This window comes from Hylemonella sp. P2_B10, assembly GCF_056404875.1.
In genome coordinates this window covers 1-16,245 of sequence record NZ_JBFUDE010000002.1, presented here as the reverse complement: position 1 = coordinate 16,245, position 16,245 = coordinate 1, and the positions used below count along the sequence as shown (strand labels likewise).

Genomic DNA, 16,245 nt, shown 5'->3' with positions numbered 1-16,245 from the left:
CGATGCTTTACCTCTCCACCCGCGGCCACCCCGACCGCAAACAGTTCTGCGACATCCTGCTCGAAGGCCTGGCGCCCGACGGCGGCCTGTACCTGCCCGAGCACTACCCCCAGGTGGATGCCGCCACGCTGCAGAAGTGGCGCTACCTGCCGTACGCCGACCTGGCCTTTGAGGTGCTGTCGCTGTACGTGGACGACATTCCCGCGCTCGACCTGCGCGCCATCTGCCACAAGACCTACACCGAAGAAGTGTTCGGTACGCCCGAGATCACACCGCTGCGGCTGCTGCAGATGGCACCGGTCAGCGGTGGCGGCGAGGCGCCGATCTATCTGCAGGCGCTGTCCAACGGCCCCACACTGGCCTTCAAGGACATGGCCATGCAGTTGCTGGGCAACCTGTTCGAGTACGAGCTGGCGCGCCGGGGCGAGCAGCTCAACATCCTGGGTGCCACCAGTGGCGACACCGGCAGCGCCGCCGAGTACGCGATGCGCGGCAAGCAGGGCGTGCGCGTGTTCATGACCAGCCCGGATGGCCGCATGAGCCCGTTCCAGCAGGCGCAGATGTTCAGCCTGATGGACGACAACATCTTCAACCTGGCGGTGGCCGGCGTGTTTGACGATTGCCAGGACATCGTCAAGGCGGTCTCCAACGACCTGGAGTTCAAGCGCAAGTACAAGATAGGCACCGTGAACTCCATCAACTGGGCGCGCATGATGGCCCAGGTGGTGTATTACTTTGCCGGCTATTTCCAGGCCACGAAGGACGCGCCCGTGGAAAGCCTCACCGAGCCGGCGTTGGACAAAATGCCCCAGGTCAGTTTCACCGTGCCCTCGGGCAACTTCGGCAACGTGTGCGCCGGCCATGTGGCGCGCATGATGGGCCTGCCCATTGCCACGCTGGTGGTGGCCACCAACGAAAACGACGTGCTGGACGAGTTCTTCCGCACCGGCCTGTACCGGGTGCGCGCTGCCGCCGACACGCACGAGACCTCCAGCCCGTCCATGGACATTTCCAAGGCCTCCAACTTCGAGCGCTTCGTGTTCGATCTGTTGGGACGCGACGCTGCCAAGACCAAGGCGCTGTTTGCCGGCCAGCTGTACGTGCAAAGCCAGTTCGATCTGGGGGTGGACCCGTTGTTCGCCGACGCTTCGCGCAAGTTTGGTTTTCGCAGTGGCAAGAGCCTGCATGCCGACCGCCTGGCCACGATACGCGACTGTCATACACAGTTCAACACCATGGTGGACACCCACACCGCCGACGGCGTGAAGGTGGCGCGCGAGAACCTGCAGGCCGGTGTGCCCATGGTGGTGCTGGAGACGGCCTTGCCCATCAAGTTTGCCGAAACCATCGTGGAAGCGCTGGGCCAGCCGCCCCAGCGGCCAGCGCGGTTCGAGGGCATCGAGGATTTGCCCAAGCGCGTGACCCGGGTCAAAGCCGATGTCGAGCAGATCAAGGCTTTCATTGCCAAAAACTGCGACTAGGCGGGTGTGCCCATGAACGTGGTGGGTTTCGCCGGCTATTCCGAGTCCGGCAAGACAACGCTGGTGGAGCGCTTGATCCCGCTGCTGCGGGATCGCGGGCAACGCGTGTCGGTGCTCAAGCACGCTCACCACAGCTTTGACATCGACCACCCCGGCAAGGACAGTCACCGCCACCGCGAGGCCGGCGCCTACGAGGTGTTGATCGCCTCCAGCCGCCGGCTGGCGCTGATGCGCGAATACCCCGAAGAGGCGCGGCCTGACGTGCATGCACTGCTGGCCCAACTCAGCCCAGGGGTGGACTGGGTGCTGGTGGAAGGCTTCAAAAGCAGCGACCTGCCCAAGATCGAAGTCTGGCGCGCCGTGGCTGGGCACCCGCCGCGCTACCCACAAGACAACCGCATCGTCGCCGTGGCCACCGACGCGCCGGCCAGCCTGCCGGCGCCCACCGCGCTACCCTTGCTGGACCTGAACCAGCCCGCGCAGGTGGCGAATTGGCTACTGGACCAGGCCGGGCGCTTTGCCTACAGACAAGACACGATGGAGAAACCCGCGTGAGCACCGACCGACCCGCGCTGAAACCCCTGGACGACGCCCTGGCCGAGTTGCTGGCCCATGCCCGGCCACAGACGGCGGTGGAGTCTGTCTCCACCTTTGACGCCGATGGCCGGGTGCTGCGGCAGGCGCTGACGTCCGAATTGCAGGTGCCGCCGCAGGACAACAGCGCCATGGACGGCTATGCCATGCGCTGCGCCGATGTGCCGGCGCCCGGAGCGGTGCTGCCCGTCAGCCAGCGCATCCCCGCAGGCAGCAGCGGCCAGCCGCTGGCGGCTGGCACGGTGGTGCGCATTTTCACCGGCGCTCCCATTCCCCAAGGGGCGGACACGGTGGTGATGCAGGAGCAGTGTGAGCCAGTGGCTGACGGGCAGGTGCGCGTCAACTCGCTGCCCAAGCCGGGCCAATGGATACGCCGCGCGGGCGAGGACGTGACACGCGGCGCCGTGGTGCTGGCCGCCGGCATGCGGCTGACGCCGGCCGAACTGGGTTTGGCTGCCAGCATAGGGTTGGCCACATTGAGCGTGGCCCAGCGCCCGCGCGTGGCGCTGTTTTCCACCGGCGACGAGTTGGTGATGCCCGGCGACGTGGCGCCGCAGGCGATGGCACCGGGCGCCATCTACAACTCCAACCGCTTCTTCCTGCGCGCGCTGCTGCAGCGCCTGGGTTGCCAGGTGACGGACCTGGGCATCGTGCCGGATCAGCGCGACGCCACCATCGCCGCACTGAAAGCCGCCAGCCAGTCGCACGACCTGGTGCTGACCAGCGGTGGCGTGTCGGTGGGGGAAGAGGACCACATCAAGCCCGCCGTGCAGGCGCTGGGCCAGCTGGACCTGTGGCAGATCGCCATCAAGCCCGGCAAGCCGTTCGCCTATGGCTGGCTGGGCGGTGCGGACAGCGCCCGCCGCTGCCATTTCATCGGTCTGCCCGGCAACCCGGTGTCCAGCTTCGTCACCTTCCTGCTGCTGGTGCGGCCCTTCCTGCTGGCCTTGCAGGGTGCGGTGGATGTGCAGGCCCCCGCGCTGGCCATGCCGGCGCATTTTGACTGGCCGCGCGCCGACAAGCGGCGTGAGTTCCTGCGCGTGCGGCGCAACGCGCGAGGCGGCCTGGACCTGTTCCCCAACCAAAGTTCCGGCGTGCTGACCTCCGCCACCTGGGGCGACGGCGTGGTGGACAACCCGGCGGGCCAGACCATTGCCAATGGCGACACGGTGCGTTACATCCCGTTCGCCATCCTGCTGGCGTGAAGGGCTGAGGCCATGAAAATCACCATCAAGTACTTTGCCTCGCTGCGCGAGGCCGTGGGCCAGGCCAGCGAGCAGCGCGACACCGCTGCCACCACGTTGGGCGCGTTGCGCGACGAATTGCTGCAGGCCAGCCCGGCCCACGCTGCCGCACTGGCGCGCGGCAAGGCGGTGCGCATGGCGCTGAACCAGGTGATGAGCGACGAGGCCGCGCCCCTCAGCGACGGCTGCGAGGTGGCCTTCTTCCCGCCGGTCACCGGTGGTTGAGGGTCTGCCGGGCCCAGTTCAGGCTGGTTCAGGCACCTGCACCGGCGCGGGCAGCAGAGCCTGGTGGAGCCTGTACACCTCTTCTTCCAAGGCTGCCGAGGCCGGCGTCATCGGGCTGCGCAGGGTGTTGCCCAGCAGGCCCAGCCGCGCCATCAGCGCCTTCAGCGGCGCCGGGTTGGGTTCGGCGAACAGGCCTTGCACCAACGGCAACAGCGGCTGCCACAGCGCATGGGCCTGTGTCAGCTCACCGGCGCGCAAGTGGCGCAGCACCTTGACGAAGCGCCCGGTGTGCAGGTGCGCCGCCGCTGCGATGGCGCCGTGCCCGCCCTGGGCCAGCGTGCTGTAGATCAACGCGTCCTCACCGCACAGCACCTGCAGCCGACCATCGGCAATCAGCGCCTGGGTCTTGGCGGCGTCGCCGCCACAGTCCTTGATGGCGCGAATGTTGGGGTGGGCGGCCAGCGTCAGCAGCGTCTCCAACTCCAGCCTGGCGCCGGTGCGGTAGGGAATGTCGTAGACGATGACCGGCACCGTGCTGGCATCGGCCAGCCGGGTGAACCATTGCAGCAGCCCGGCCTGGGCCGGCCGTATGTAGCTGGGGGCAGGCAGCAGAATGCCTTGCACGCCCTGGCTGCTCCAGGCCCGCATGCGCTGGGCCGTCTTGCCCAGGTGGTAGCCGCTGACGCCCATCACCAAGGGCAGGCCGGGTGCGGCCTCACGCACGGCGCCCAGCACGGCTTGCTGCTCGTCATCATCCAGGGCGGCGGCTTCGCCGGTGGAGCCGCAGACCACCAGGCCGGCAATGCCGCTGCCCTGGTAGTGCTTCACCAGGCGTTTCAGCGCGGCAAAGTCAATGCCCTCGTCAGCGGTAAACGGGGTGATCAGCGGAATCCACAGGCCCGAAAAATTGGGTTGCGCAAAAGCCATGGTGACAAATCCAATCTGTATGAAAACGACAAGACCGGCTAACAAGCCGTCGCCGTTTCAGCAGATGGGGTTCGTCAAGGGGAGGGGACCGGATCACGGTCACTTGCACGGCTCCATCGCTCATTCGACGACGGAACCGCAGCCCCGGTCAAATGAGCTTGGGTTTTTTGCACTTGACGGCACGCAGCACGGCAGCCACACCGGGCCGCAGGGCCTGTGGGTGGGGGAGCGTGTGGCGGGCAGTCATGACAGCATCTTAGCCCATGCCGATGCGCCCAGTGGGGCTACCCGGCCCGCCCGGCTGGGGCCCAGTGGCAAAATCGCTACATGACCGGTCCACGCGTACGCATCTGCACCGAAGACTTCAACCTGGCGGACGAGGTGGCGGCACTGCGCGCGGGTGACGCCCGGGTGGGCGCGGTGTGCAGCTTTGTGGGCACGGTGCGCGACCGCCACCCCAACCAGGGCGACGGCGCCGCGTCCGTGCAGGCGCTGGAGCTGGAGCACTACCCCGGCATGACGGAACGCGCCATCGAGGCCATGGTGGACGAGGCGCTGCGCCGCTTCGACATCTACGCCGCCCGCGTGGTGCACCGGGTGGGGCCGCTGCTGCCCATGGACCAGATCGTGCTGGTGGCGGTCAGCTCCGCGCACCGGGGCGAGAGCTTTCAGGCCTGCGAATTCCTGATGGACTACCTGAAAACCCAGGCGCCGTTCTGGAAAAAGGAGCAGACGCCGCAGGGCGCGCACTGGGTGGATGCCCGCGTCAGCGACGACCAGGCGCTGGCTCGGTGGGGCATTACCGCCAGCAACGCCTGAGGCGGCTGCCAGCCGGTCTCAGTTCAGGTATTTGGGCGGCTGGGCCAGCGCCTCGGCCGCATCGGCGGGGGTTGGCTGTGACGCCTTGCCGTGGCCATCGACAGCCCAGTCGGCGGCGTCCAGCGCCTTGTCCAGCAAGCGCATCATGCCCACCAGCAGCTGGTATTCCAGACGCACGGTGAAGCCGCGCGGCGTGGCCTGGCCGGGCAGGATTTCCTCGAACATGATGTCCAGCGCGCCACCTGCCGCAGCGGCGAACTGGGTGTGGGTGACCAGCAACGGCTCCTGGCCCAGCGGCAGGGCGACCGGCTGGGCATTGAAGGGGGTGGCAAAGTCGGCCTGCTGCAGCACCGCTTCCTGGCGGAAGTCGTTCAGCATCTTCTTGCCGGCTTCGTCCTGAGGCAATTCGCTGGCGCCCGCTGTGGTCTGGGACAGCACCCGGTCCAGATGCGGCAGCACGATGGCCAGCATGCGCCGCGTCAGCCACAGGCGGTATTCCTCGCCTTCGGCATTGTTCATGCGCACCAGCAGGCGGTCCTGTTCGGCAATGTGGCGTAGGGAAAGCTGCTTGACCTGCATGCCTTGATTTTAATCAAGCATGGTCACTGCCAACCGGGTCAGAGCGCACCGTTTGGCCATGTCCAGGTCCAAAATGCCTTGAAAACCGGGCCACTGGCCTCAGTTTCGTGACAGTTCAAAGGATAGCCGCCATGCGCATAGACAAACTCACCACCAAATTCCAGGAAGCCCTGGGCGACGCCCAATCGCTGGCCCTGGGCAATGACCACGCCTACATCGAGCCGGTGCACATCCTGCTGGCCATGCTGCGGCAGGACGACGGCCCCAAGGCCTTGCTGGCGCGCGCCGGCGTCAATGTCAGCGCGCTGGCCACCGCCGCCGAGGCGGCGATGAAGCGCCTGCCGCAGGTGCAGGGCCAGGAGCAGGTGCAAGTGGGGCGCGACGCCGTCACGCTGCTGCAGGCGGCCGAGAAGGACGCCATCAAGCGCGGCGACCAGTTCGTCGCCAGCGAACTGTTCCTGCTGGCCGCCGCCGACAGCAAGGGCGACATCGGCAAGCTGGTGAAAGAGCACGGGCTGACGCGCAAGTCATTGGAAACCGCTATCGAAGCGGTGCGTGGCGGTCAAAACGTCAACAGTGCCGATTCCGAAGGCCAGCGCGAGGCACTGAAGAAATACTGCCTGGACCTGACCGAGCGCGCCCGCCAGGGCAAGCTGGACCCGGTGATTGGCCGTGACGATGAAATCCGCCGCGCCATCCAGGTGCTGCAGCGGCGCACCAAGAACAACCCGGTGCTGATTGGCGAACCTGGCGTGGGCAAGACCGCCATCGTTGAAGGCCTGGCCCAGCGCATTGTGGACGGCGAAGTGCCCGATTCCCTGAAGGGCAAGCGGGTGCTGTCACTGGACATGGCCTCGCTCTTGGCCGGTGCCAAGTTCCGCGGCGAGTTTGAAGAGCGGCTGAAAACCGTGCTGTCCGAACTGGCCAAGGACGAAGGGCAGACCATCGTCTTCATCGACGAGCTGCACACCATGGTGGGTGCCGGCAAGGCCGAGGGCGCGATGGACGCCGGCAACATGCTCAAGCCCGCTCTGGCGCGTGGCGAGCTGCACTGCGTGGGCGCCACCACGCTGGACGAGTACCGTAAATACATCGAGAAAGACGCCGCGCTGGAGCGCCGCTTCCAGAAAATCCTGGTCGGCGAGCCCACGGTGGAGGCCACCATCGCCATCCTGCGCGGCCTGCAGGCGCGCTACGAGACGCACCACGGCGTGCAGATCACCGACCCGGCCATCGTGGCCGCGGCCGAACTGAGCCACCGCTACATCACCGACCGCTTCCTGCCGGACAAGGCGATCGACCTGATCGACGAGGCGGCCTCCAAGATCAAGATCGAGCTGGATTCCAAGCCCGAGGTGATGGACAAGCTGGACCGCCGGCTGATCCAGCTGCAGATCGAGCGCGAAGCCGTTCGCCGCGAGAAGGATGAGGCCTCGCGCAAGCGGTTTGGCCTGATCGAGGAAGAGATCGCCAAGCTGCAGAAGGAAATTGCCGACCTGGATGAGGTCTGGAAAGCCGAAAAGGCGCAGGCCCAGGGCTCCAAGGTCATCATGGAGGAAATCGAGAAGTACAAGGCGCAGATCGAAGACCTGACGCGCAAGGGCGATTTCAACAAACTGGCCGAGTTGCAATATGGCAAGTTGCCCGAACTGGAAAAACAGCTGAAGGAAGCCCAGACCAAGGAAGCCAAGAAGGGTGCCGCTGGCACCGCGCCCAGGCTGCTGCGCACCCAGGTGGGTGCCGAGGAAATTGCCGAGGTGGTGGCGCGGGCCACCGGCATCCCGGTGTCCAAGCTGATGCAGGGCGAGCGCGACAAGCTGCTGGTGATGGAAGACAAGCTGCACCAGCGCGTGGTGGGCCAGGACGAGGCCATCACCGCCGTGGCCAACGCCATCCGCCGTTCACGCTCTGGCCTGTCGGACCCGAACCGGCCCACCGGCTCCTTCCTGTTCCTGGGCCCCACCGGCGTGGGCAAGACCGAGCTGTGCAAGGCGCTGGCAGGCTTCTTGTTCGACTCTGAAGACCACCTGATACGCGTGGACATGAGTGAATTCATGGAGAAGCACTCGGTGGCGCGGCTGATCGGCGCGCCCCCTGGCTACGTGGGCTACGAGGAGGGCGGCTACCTGACCGAAGCGGTGCGTCGCAAGCCCTACAGCGTGCTGCTGCTGGACGAGGTGGAAAAAGCCCACCCGGATGTCTTCAACGTGCTGCTGCAGGTGCTGGACGACGGCCGGCTGACGGATGGCCAGGGTCGCACCGTGGATTTCAAGAACACCGTGATCGTGATGACCAGCAACATTGGCTCACCCATCATCCAGAGCATGGTGGGCCAGGACAGCGACGACATCAAGGACGCGGTGATGGCCGAGTTGAAGAACTACTTCCGCCCGGAGTTCCTGAACCGCATCGACGAGACCGTGGTGTTCCATTCGCTGGATGCCCGCAACATCGAAGCCATCGCCGCCATCCAGCTGAAGGCGCTGACGGACCGGCTGGCCAAGATGGACCTGACGCTGGAGGTGTCCAAAGCCGCACTGGCCGAGCTGGCCAAGGTGGGCTTCGACCCGGTGTTCGGCGCCCGGCCGTTGAAGCGCGCGATCCAGCAGCGCATCGAGAACCCGCTCTCGAAGCTGCTGCTGGAAGGCAAGTTCGCGCCCAAGGACGTGATCCCGGTGGAGGTGGACACCATCCACGCGCCGGGTCAGTTCAGCTTTGAGCGGGTGGTGCACTGAGTTCTCGCGGGCGTTGAGTCCTCACGAGTGTTTGGTCCTCGGAGCGTTGAGTCCTCGCGGGATCAGGCCGACACGGCACTCGGCTCCGCGGCTGTCCCCCGGCCTGCGGCCTCCTCCTTGATGCCGCTGCGCCGAATGCCGCATCGACCTGATCTTGCCTACGTGGTGGGCGTTCCAGCGCCGCGCATGCCAACGTGTCCGATGTCGCTGGGGCGTGTGGCGGAGCGAAATCAAGGAGGAGGGCCGCAGGCCCGGGGGACATTCGCGTAGCCACGCGCACCAGTGGCGTCGGCAGCTACAAGATCGTCGCCCCAGCGTCTCCGGCTATCGGGCGTTGTACTGTCGCGGATTCGACCGCTGCAGTGGCCACGCCGGGGTAGGATGCAGTCCTCGCATTTCCTGCCCATCCTCGTGACGACTTCTGCTGACACCACGCAACCAGACATTCCCGCCGGTTTTCGCCCCATCGAGGTGGGCGGGCCTTACATGAGCTTCAACGGGCCGCTGTACGCGAAGCTGGAAGGGGGCCGGCTGCTGATGGGCTTTCGGGTGGAGATGCGGCACACCAACCCGCTGCAGATCTGCCACGGCGGCATGATGGCGTCGTTTGCCGACATGCTGATTCCCTGTGCCAGCATGTACCAGTCGGACATGCTGCGCCGCTTTTTGCCCACCATCAGCCTGAACATCGACTATGTGGGTGCTGCGCCCTTGGGGGCTTGGGTGCAAGGGGAGGCCCAGGTGCTGCGGACCACACGCAACATGCTGTTTGGCCAGGGGCTGGTCACCGCCGATGGCGAGGTGGCCTTGCGCTTCAGCGGCATCTTCAAGATGGGGCCATTGATTGGCGATGGCGCCAACCGCGATCCGCTGAAGCTGCGTTAACCAGGTTCTCGGCCCGCGCCCGATGGCGCTGGCCAGAGCCCGGCTGCTGGCTTCAGGGTTAGGCGCGGGAGGCCGTGATGGTGACGGTAGGCAGCGTCACGCGGGCAACGTGCTGCGAGGCGCTGTACTGGGCCGAGCTCTTGGCGCCTTCGGTGGCGACCTGGCTGAAGCCCACCATCACGGCACCGTTGATGCCAGCGGCCATCAGCAGGGCGGCGGCGAAACCGGCGAACTTGGAAGCTTGGTTGTTGGCGTTGAACATGATGATCTCTCCTGATTGACCTTGAGTGGAAAAGCCGTTTCGGGCTGCGTTAGGAGAGACTGTAGTGAGGCCCTTGCCACCTTGCACGCGGGATGTGACGAACTGCGGAAATGTCCGCGCAAACGCCGGAAAAACCGGACGAATGGGCGCAAGAAATGGCGCAACAGGCCCCCAATGAGGCCTGTGCAGGCCGGTTTCAGGCCTGCTGGGCCGCCGCGCGGCGCACTTCGATACGGATTTCCTCGGTCAGCCGCGCTTTCAGCTCCACGAAGGGCGGCGTGGTCTTCACCGCATAGTGGCGCGGGTGCTCCAGCGGCACCATGATGTCGCATTTGATGCGGCCGGGCCGGGCGCTCATCACCACCACGCGGCTGCCCATGAACACGGCCTCGTCGATGTCGTGGGTGACGAACAGCACGGTCTTGCGCTGCCCCTCCCACACGCCCAGCAGCAGCTCCTGCATCAGCTCGCGGGTCTGGTGGTCCAGCGCGCCGAAGGGCTCGTCCATCAGCAAAATGCGCGGGTCATTGGCCAGCGCGCGGGCGATGGCCGTGCGCTGCTGCATGCCGCCGGACAACTGCTTGGGGTAGTGGTGCTCAAAGCCGTTCAGGCCCACCTTGTGCAGGAAGTCCTGCGCGATCTCCAGTTGCTGGGCGCGCGGCAGGCCGCGCTCGCGCAGGCCGAAGCAGACGTTGTCGCGCACGGTCAGCCACGGAAACAGCGTGTAGCTCTGGAACACCATGCCCCGGTCTGCGCCGGGGCCCTGGATGCGTTTGCCGTCCAGCATCACCTGCCCGGAGCTGGGCTGGTCCAGCCCGGCCACAATGCGCAGCAGCGTGCTCTTGCCGCAGCCCGAGGGGCCCAGGATGGTGACGAAGTCGTTCTCTGCCACCTGCATGTCGGTCTGCTGCAAGGCCACGGTGGGCGTGGTGCTGTTGCCGGCACTGGCGAAGCTGCGGGAGACTTGCTCTATGCGCAATATCGGTTGGGTCATTGGTGTCAGCGCCCCAGCAGAGCCCACGGGAACATCCGTCGATTGAGCCATTTGAAGCCGAGATCGCTGGCCAGCCCTATCAGGCCGATGACGATGATGCCAAAAATGATCTGGTCGGTGGCCAGCAGCGCCTGGCTGTCGGTGATCATGTGGCCTATGCCGCTGGAGGCGCCTATCAGCTCGGCCACGATCACATAGGTCCAGGCCCAGCCCAGCACGGTGCGCAGGATCTCACAGATCTCCGGCGCGGCGCTGCGTATCAGCACCCGGCGCACGATGCCGGCGTTGCCGCAGCCCAGCGTGTAGGCGGCTTCCACCAGGTCGCGCCGGGTGTTGCCCACCGCCACCGCGATCATCAGCACCAGCTGGAAGAAGCTGCCAATGAAGATCACCGCCAGTTTCTGCGCCTCGCCAATGCCGGCCCACAGGATCAGCAGCGGGATGAAGGCGCTGGCCGGCAGGTAGCGCGCGAAGCTGACGAAGGGCTCGAAGAACGCCTCCACCGGTTTGTAGGCGCCCATGGCCACGCCCAGCGGCAGGGCCACGATGGCGGCGATGGCAAAGCCGCCCACCACGCGCCACACCGTCCAGCCGATGTCCCAGCCAAAACCCATCTGGGTCAGCAGCACCCAGCCGGACTTGACCATGGTGATGGGGTCGGCCAGGAAGGTCTTGGAGACAAAGCCACCCAGTGTGGCCGCACCCCAGACCAGCACGAAGACGACGAAGAAGGCAATGCCCAGCCCCACCCGGGCCTGGGCACCCACCGGTTGCAAGGGTGTCATGCGTGGTGTGCCGGGCGGTTTACTTCAGGAAGCGGGTGTCGGCCAGCTTGGTCAGGTCGGGGGCCTGCTTGATGATGCCGGCTTCCAGCAACAGGTCGGCGGCTTCCTTGCTGAAGGCGGCGTGCTCACCGGCGAAGAACTTCAGGTTGGCTGCGCGGTCCTGCCAGCGCAGGTAGGCCTGGCTCTTCTCGAACTGCTCGCCGGTGGATTTGACGTCCGCGCCCATGATCTCGAAGCTCTTCTTCGGGTCCGCCTTGATCATCTCCAGCGCGTCGAAGTAGGCGTCGGCCAGCGCCTTGGCGGCCTTGGGGTTGTCGGTCAGGAACTTCGGGCTGCAGCCGAAGGTGTCCATCACCATCGGGTAGTCCAGCGTGGTGGCGATGATCTTGCCGGCCTCGGGCTTGGCGCGCACGGCAGACAGGTAGGGCTCGTACGTCATGCCGGCGTCCAGGTCGGTGGTGCCGGCCACAAAGGCGTTGGCGGCGGCCTGCGGCTCCAGGTTGACCACCTTCACGTCCTTGATGGACAGGCCGTTCTTCTTCAGCATCCAGGCCAGCGTGAAGTAGGGCGCGGTGCCGGGGGCGCTGGCGGCCACGGTCTTGCCCTTCAGGTCGCTGATCTTGTTGATGCCGGCCTTGACCACCATGCCGTCGGCGCCGTAGCTCTTGTCCAGCTGGAAGATCTGTGTCGCCGGCACGCCGTTGGCGTTCCAGACGATCCAGGTCTCCACCGTGGTGGCGGCGCACTGGATGTCACCCGAGGCCAGCACCAGGTGGCGGTCTTTCTGCGGAATCTTCTTGATCGTCACGTCCAGGCCCTGCTTCTTGAAGATGCCGGCTTCCTTGGCCAGCGTCAGTGGCGCGAAGCCGGTCCAGCCGGAAATGCCGATGGCGACCTTGACCTCCTGGGCCTGGGCAGCGCCGGCAAAGGCCAGCGCCAGCAGCGATGCGACAAGGGATTTCTGGGTGAACGTCATGCTTTTTTCTCCTGGTGGTGAATGTGAAGGCGAGGAACAACAACACTAACAAATCATGGTGACTTGCCAATACGGCTTACCCCAGGTGCAGGGCCAGCAACTCGGTGGTGCGCGTCTCAATCGCGTCGCCCACCGTGCCGTCCAGCACACAGGTTTGCATGGCTTGCATATCGCGTGCCAGGCTGCGGTCGTGCATCATCGCGGCGGACTGGCCGCGCACCAGTTGCATCACCGCCTCCATCGGCGCCGAGCTGGTCAGCGGGCGCAAAAACTCTATGCCCTGGGCGGCGGCCAGCAGCTCGATGGCGATGATGTGGGCGGTGTTGCCCAGCATGGGGCGCAGCCGGCGCGCGGCAAAGGTGGCCATGGACACATGGTCTTCCTGATTGGCCGAGGTGGGCAGGCTGTCCACGCTGGCCGGGTGGGCCAGCGATTTGTTCTCGGAGGCCAGCGCGGCGGCCGTCACGTGCACGATCATGAAACCCGAATTGAGCCCCGGCTCGGGCGTCAGGAAAGGCGGTAGCCGCGACACCGAGGTGTCCACCAGCATGGCGATGCGGCGCTCGGCAATGGCGCCGACCTCGGCGATCACCACCGCCAGCGCGTCGGCGGCCAGCGCCACGGGCTCGGCGTGGAAGTTGCCGCCGGAGAGCAGGTTGCCTTCAGCATTTGAAGGCCCCTGCGGTAGGCCGGCGAACACCAGCGGGTTGTCGGTGACGGCATTGGCCTCGCGCAGCAGCACCTGGGTGGCGTAGCGCATCTGGTCCAGGCAGGCGCCCATCACCTGCGGCTGGCAGCGCAGGCAATACGGGTCCTGCACGCGGTCGTCACCCTCCAGGTGCGACTGGCGTATGGCGCTGCCGGCCAGCAGCGCGCGGTAGGCGGCGGCGCATTCCATCTGGCCGGGCTGGCCACGCACGGCGTGGATGCGCGGGTCGAAGGGGCCATCGCTGCCGCGCGCGGCGTCCAGCGTCAAGGCGCCGGCGATCACCGCCGCTTCGAACACCCGCTCGGTGCTGAACAGCGCGTCCAGCGCCAGCGCGGTCGAGACCTGCGTGCCGTTGATCAGCGCCAGCCCTTCCTTGGCCGACAGTTGCACCGGCTTCAGCCCGGCCAGCGCCAGGCCCTCTGCGGCGGGCAGGCGCCGGCCTTGCCAGAGCACCTCGCCTTCGCCCACCAGCGGCAGGCACAGGTGGGCCAGCGGCGCCAGGTCGCCCGAGGCGCCCACCGAGCCTTGGGCTGGGATGACCGGCAGCAGTTGCGCGTTGCACAGCGCCAGCAGCAGGTCAATGACTTCTGCGCGTATGCCGGAAAAACCGCGCGCCAGGCTGGCTGCCTTCAGCACCAGGATCAGCCGCACGACGGACGCCGGCAGCGGCTCGCCCACGCCCACCGCGTGCGAGCGCAGCAGGTTCAGTTGCAGCGTGGCCAGGTCATCGGCGGCAATGCGCTGGCTGGCCAGCTTGCCAAAGCCGGTGTTGACGCCGTAGACCGCTGCCTCGCCGCTGGCCACGCGCTGCACCAGTTCGGCGCTGGCGCGCACCGCGGCCTGGCAGGCAGGGTCCAGCCGAACGGCGACAGGCCCTTTGAACACCTGCCGAAGCTGCGACAGCGTCAATTGGCCGGGGATCAGGGTTTCGGTGGATGCGGCGGGGCTCTGGCTCATGAACGGGGGAACGGGCTGTGCAGACAATGAAAAAAGGAAGGCGGGGGGAGTGCGAGGCGCTCAGCCCAGCATGGGCAGCTTCAGGTGGTTGTCCTTGGCGCTTTGCTTGGCGATGTCGTAGCCGGCATCGGCATGGCGCATCACACCGGTGGCGGGGTCGTTGAAAAGCACGCGCTCCAGTTTCTGTGCTGCGTCGGCGGTGCCGTCGGCCACGATCACCACGCCGGCATGCTGCGAATAACCCATGCCTACGCCGCCGCCATGGTGCAGGCTGACCCAGGTGGCGCCGCTGGCGGTGTTCAGCAGCGCGTTGAGCAGCGGCCAGTCGCTGACGGCGTCGCTGCCGTCGCGCATGGCCTCGGTCTCGCGGTTGGGCGAGGCCACCGAGCCGCTGTCCAGGTGGTCGCGGCCGATGACGATGGGGCCTTTCAGCTCACCGCTTTTCACCATGGCGTTGAAGGCCAGGCCGGCAAGATGGCGCTCGCCCAGGCCGATCCAGCAAATGCGCGCTGGCAGGCCCTGGAAGCTGATGCGCTCTTGCGCCATGTCCAGCCAGCGGTGCAGGTGCGTGTTGTCGGGGAACAGCTCCTTCATCTTGGCGTCGGTCTTGCGAATGTCTTCCGGGTCGCCGCTCAGCGCCACCCAGCGGAACGGGCCTACGCCGCGACAGAACAGCGGGCGGATGTAGGCCGGCACGAAACCGGGGTAATCGAAGGCGTTGGCCACGCCAAAGTCCTTGGCCACCTGGCGCAGGTTGTTGCCGTAGTCCACAGTGGGCACGCCCATCTGGTGGAAGGCCAGCATGGCGCGCACATGGGCGGCGCAAGACTCGCCTGCGGCCTGCGTCAGTTCCGCGTGCTGCGCGGCATCGCTCTGCGCAGCCTGCCAGCGTTCCACGCTCCAGCCGGCGGGCAGGTAGCCGTTGATGATGTCGTGTGCCGAAGTCTGGTCGGTGACGATGTCCGGCCGCGGACCGCCGGCCTGGGCGCGCCGGGCCAACTCGGGCAGCACGTCGGCGGCGTTGGCGCACAGCGCGATGGAGACGGCTTCCTTGCGCGATGTGTGATGTTGGATCATGGCCAGCGCCTCATCCAGCGTGGCGGCCTGCTTGTCCACATAGCGGGTGCGCAGGCGGAAATCGATGCGCGACTGCTGGCACTCGATGTTCAGCGAGCAGGCGCCGGCAAAGCTGGCAGCCAGCGGCTGGGCGCCGCCCATGCCACCCAGCCCGGCGGTCAACACCCAGCGGCCCGACAGGTCACCGCCGTAGTGCTGACGGCCGGCTTCCACAAACGTCTCGTAGGTGCCCTGCACGATGCCCTGCGTGCCGATATAGATCCAGCTGCCAGCAGTCATTTGGCCGTACATCATCAGGCCCGCGCGGTCCAGTTCGTTGAAGTGTTCCCAGGTGGCCCATTTAGGAACAAGATTCGAGTTCGCGATCAGCACGCGCGGCGCGCCTTCGTGCGTGCGGAACACGCCCACCGGCTTGCCGGACTGCACCAGCAGCGTCTCGTCGGCTTGCAGCTTGCGCAGGCTGTCCAGGATGGCGTCAAAGCACGGCCAGTTGCGAGCCGCCTTGCCGATGCCGCCATAGACCACCAGCGCCAGCGGGTTCTCGGCCACCTCCGGGTCCAGGTTGTTCTGGACCATGCGGTAGGCCGCCTCGATCTGCCAGTTGGCGCAGTGCAGTTCGCTACCGCGCGGGGCGCGCACGGTGCGCGGCTGGCTGTCCAGGAAGGGGGTCTGGGAAAGGTCGGACATGGCGCGCTCCTTCATCGCAAATGGCAGTCGGGCATCGACGGGTGCTGGTCGATTCCGGCGCATCATAGTTGTCTATACAACTTAAGTCAACTCGGGTAAAGTACAGGGCCTGTACACACTATTTTTGCAAGATGCGTTGCGGATCAAAAAGGCTATGGGCAAGGCGCGAAACGCCGCCGGGGTATTTCCCCGGCAAGGCTTCGCAACGCGGCCCATGGCCTTTTTGGCCGCATTTTTGGCCGCGACCCGGAGGGAATGGGGTTAAAACAGCGCCAMTCAAGGCGCGCGACGACGGCCAGGCTGGGTGCC

At 66.3% G+C, this 16,245-nt stretch carries 15 protein-coding genes; 7 read left to right on the top strand and 8 right to left on the bottom strand.

The window, feature by feature from the left end:
• The first annotated feature begins 2 nt into the window (after positions 1-2).
• The 4 genes from thrC to moaD are packed head-to-tail and all read left to right on the top strand — an operon-like array spanning position 3 to position 3,544.
• Complete coding sequence (gene thrC, locus AC1DX2_RS07890; protein ID WP_477195788.1) at positions 3-1,481, top strand: threonine synthase; 1,479 nt, start codon at positions 3-5, stop codon at positions 1,479-1,481.
• Positions 1,482-1,493: 12 nt separating this feature from the next.
• On the top strand, positions 1,494-2,036 hold the full coding sequence (gene mobB / locus AC1DX2_RS07885) for a molybdopterin-guanine dinucleotide biosynthesis protein B (protein WP_477195787.1): 543 nt from the start codon (positions 1,494-1,496) through the stop codon (positions 2,034-2,036).
• Positions 2,033-3,280: a molybdopterin molybdotransferase MoeA gene (locus AC1DX2_RS07880; RefSeq protein ID WP_477195786.1), complete on the top strand. Its 1,248-nt coding sequence runs from the start codon at positions 2,033-2,035 to the stop codon at positions 3,278-3,280. The genes mobB and AC1DX2_RS07880 overlap by 4 nt, the downstream gene beginning before the upstream one ends.
• Before the next feature lie 12 nt (positions 3,281-3,292).
• Positions 3,293-3,544 carry a molybdopterin converting factor subunit 1 gene (moaD, locus tag AC1DX2_RS07875; RefSeq protein ID WP_477195785.1) on the top strand — a complete coding sequence of 84 codons (252 nt, stop codon included), beginning with the start codon at positions 3,293-3,295 and terminating at the stop codon, positions 3,542-3,544.
• 18 nt (positions 3,545-3,562) lie between these two features.
• On the opposite strand, the gene dapA is transcribed toward moaD, so the two are convergent.
• On the bottom strand, positions 3,563-4,471 hold the full coding sequence (gene dapA, locus AC1DX2_RS07870) for a 4-hydroxy-tetrahydrodipicolinate synthase (RefSeq protein ID WP_477195784.1): 909 nt from the start codon (positions 4,469-4,471) through the stop codon (positions 3,563-3,565).
• Positions 4,472-4,798: 327 nt separating this feature from the next.
• Here dapA and AC1DX2_RS07865 point away from each other — a divergent pair, with 327 nt between their 5' ends.
• A complete protein-coding gene (locus AC1DX2_RS07865; RefSeq protein ID WP_477195783.1) occupies positions 4,799-5,290 on the top strand; it encodes a molybdenum cofactor biosynthesis protein MoaE in 492 nt (163 codons plus the stop codon).
• Positions 5,291-5,308: 18 nt separating this feature from the next.
• Here the strand turns inward: AC1DX2_RS07865 and AC1DX2_RS07860 are convergent, their stop codons facing one another.
• On the bottom strand, positions 5,309-5,869 hold the full coding sequence (locus AC1DX2_RS07860; protein ID WP_477195782.1) for a hypothetical protein: 561 nt from the start codon (positions 5,867-5,869) through the stop codon (positions 5,309-5,311).
• Between the two features lie 131 nt (positions 5,870-6,000).
• On the opposite strand from AC1DX2_RS07860, the gene clpB reads away from it, so the two are divergent.
• Both clpB and AC1DX2_RS07850 read left to right on the top strand, forming a co-directional pair.
• The gene (gene clpB / locus AC1DX2_RS07855) at positions 6,001-8,604 is read left to right on the top strand and encodes an ATP-dependent chaperone ClpB (protein WP_477195781.1); all 2,604 of its coding nucleotides are present in this window, start codon (positions 6,001-6,003) and stop codon (positions 8,602-8,604) included.
• 411 nt (positions 8,605-9,015) lie between these two features.
• The gene (locus tag AC1DX2_RS07850; RefSeq protein WP_477195780.1) at positions 9,016-9,489 is read left to right on the top strand and encodes a PaaI family thioesterase; all 474 of its coding nucleotides are present in this window, start codon (positions 9,016-9,018) and stop codon (positions 9,487-9,489) included.
• A gap of 58 nt (positions 9,490-9,547) precedes the next feature.
• Here AC1DX2_RS07850 and AC1DX2_RS07845 read toward each other — a convergent pair whose 3' ends face one another.
• The 6 genes from AC1DX2_RS07845 to hutU form a co-directional block, all read right to left on the bottom strand.
• The gene (locus AC1DX2_RS07845) at positions 9,548-9,751 is read right to left on the bottom strand and encodes a hypothetical protein (protein ID WP_477195779.1); all 204 of its coding nucleotides are present in this window, start codon (positions 9,749-9,751) and stop codon (positions 9,548-9,550) included.
• Between the two features lie 196 nt (positions 9,752-9,947).
• Positions 9,948-10,745 carry an ABC transporter ATP-binding protein gene (locus AC1DX2_RS07840; RefSeq protein WP_477195778.1) on the bottom strand — a complete coding sequence of 266 codons (798 nt, stop codon included), beginning with the start codon at positions 10,743-10,745 and terminating at the stop codon, positions 9,948-9,950.
• Between the two features lie 5 nt (positions 10,746-10,750).
• Positions 10,751-11,530, bottom strand: coding sequence for an ABC transporter permease (locus tag AC1DX2_RS07835; protein WP_477195777.1), 780 nt, complete (start codon positions 11,528-11,530; stop codon positions 10,751-10,753).
• 19 nt (positions 11,531-11,549) lie between these two features.
• Entirely contained in the window at positions 11,550-12,506 is a 957-nt protein-coding gene (locus AC1DX2_RS07830) for an ABC transporter substrate-binding protein (RefSeq protein WP_477195776.1), read from the bottom strand.
• A gap of 76 nt (positions 12,507-12,582) precedes the next feature.
• On the bottom strand, positions 12,583-14,172 hold the full coding sequence (hutH, locus tag AC1DX2_RS07825) for a histidine ammonia-lyase (protein ID WP_477195775.1): 1,590 nt from the start codon (positions 14,170-14,172) through the stop codon (positions 12,583-12,585).
• 60 nt (positions 14,173-14,232) lie between these two features.
• Positions 14,233-15,936, bottom strand: a complete 1,704-nt coding sequence (hutU, locus tag AC1DX2_RS07820; RefSeq protein ID WP_477195774.1) for a urocanate hydratase — start codon at positions 15,934-15,936, stop codon at positions 14,233-14,235.
• Between the last annotated feature and the right edge of the window lie 309 nt (positions 15,937-16,245).

Bases quoted from the DNA above. Each gene is read 5' to 3' on its own strand.
- AC1DX2_RS07840 (WP_477195778.1), bottom strand. From the start codon at position 10,745: ATGACCCAACCGATATTGCGCATAGAGCAAGTCTCCCGCAGCTTCGCC.
- hutU (WP_477195774.1), bottom strand. From the start codon at position 15,936: ATGTCCGACCTTTCCCAGACCCCCTTCCTGGACAGCCAGCCGCGCACC.
- AC1DX2_RS07845 (WP_477195779.1), bottom strand. From the start codon at position 9,751: ATGTTCAACGCCAACAACCAAGCTTCCAAGTTCGCCGGTTTCGCCGCC.
- moaD (WP_477195785.1), top strand. From the start codon at position 3,293: ATGAAAATCACCATCAAGTACTTTGCCTCGCTGCGCGAGGCCGTGGGC.
- AC1DX2_RS07860 (WP_477195782.1), bottom strand. From the start codon at position 5,869: ATGCAGGTCAAGCAGCTTTCCCTACGCCACATTGCCGAACAGGACCGC.
- hutH (WP_477195775.1), bottom strand. From the start codon at position 14,172: ATGAGCCAGAGCCCCGCCGCATCCACCGAAACCCTGATCCCCGGCCAA.
- AC1DX2_RS07830 (WP_477195776.1), bottom strand. From the start codon at position 12,506: ATGACGTTCACCCAGAAATCCCTTGTCGCATCGCTGCTGGCGCTGGCC.
- clpB (WP_477195781.1), top strand. From the start codon at position 6,001: ATGCGCATAGACAAACTCACCACCAAATTCCAGGAAGCCCTGGGCGAC.
- AC1DX2_RS07865 (WP_477195783.1), top strand. From the start codon at position 4,799: ATGACCGGTCCACGCGTACGCATCTGCACCGAAGACTTCAACCTGGCG.
- AC1DX2_RS07835 (WP_477195777.1), bottom strand. From the start codon at position 11,530: ATGACACCCTTGCAACCGGTGGGTGCCCAGGCCCGGGTGGGGCTGGGC.
- thrC (WP_477195788.1), top strand. From the start codon at position 3: ATGCTTTACCTCTCCACCCGCGGCCACCCCGACCGCAAACAGTTCTGC.
- dapA (WP_477195784.1), bottom strand. From the start codon at position 4,471: ATGGCTTTTGCGCAACCCAATTTTTCGGGCCTGTGGATTCCGCTGATC.
- mobB (WP_477195787.1), top strand. From the start codon at position 1,494: ATGAACGTGGTGGGTTTCGCCGGCTATTCCGAGTCCGGCAAGACAACG.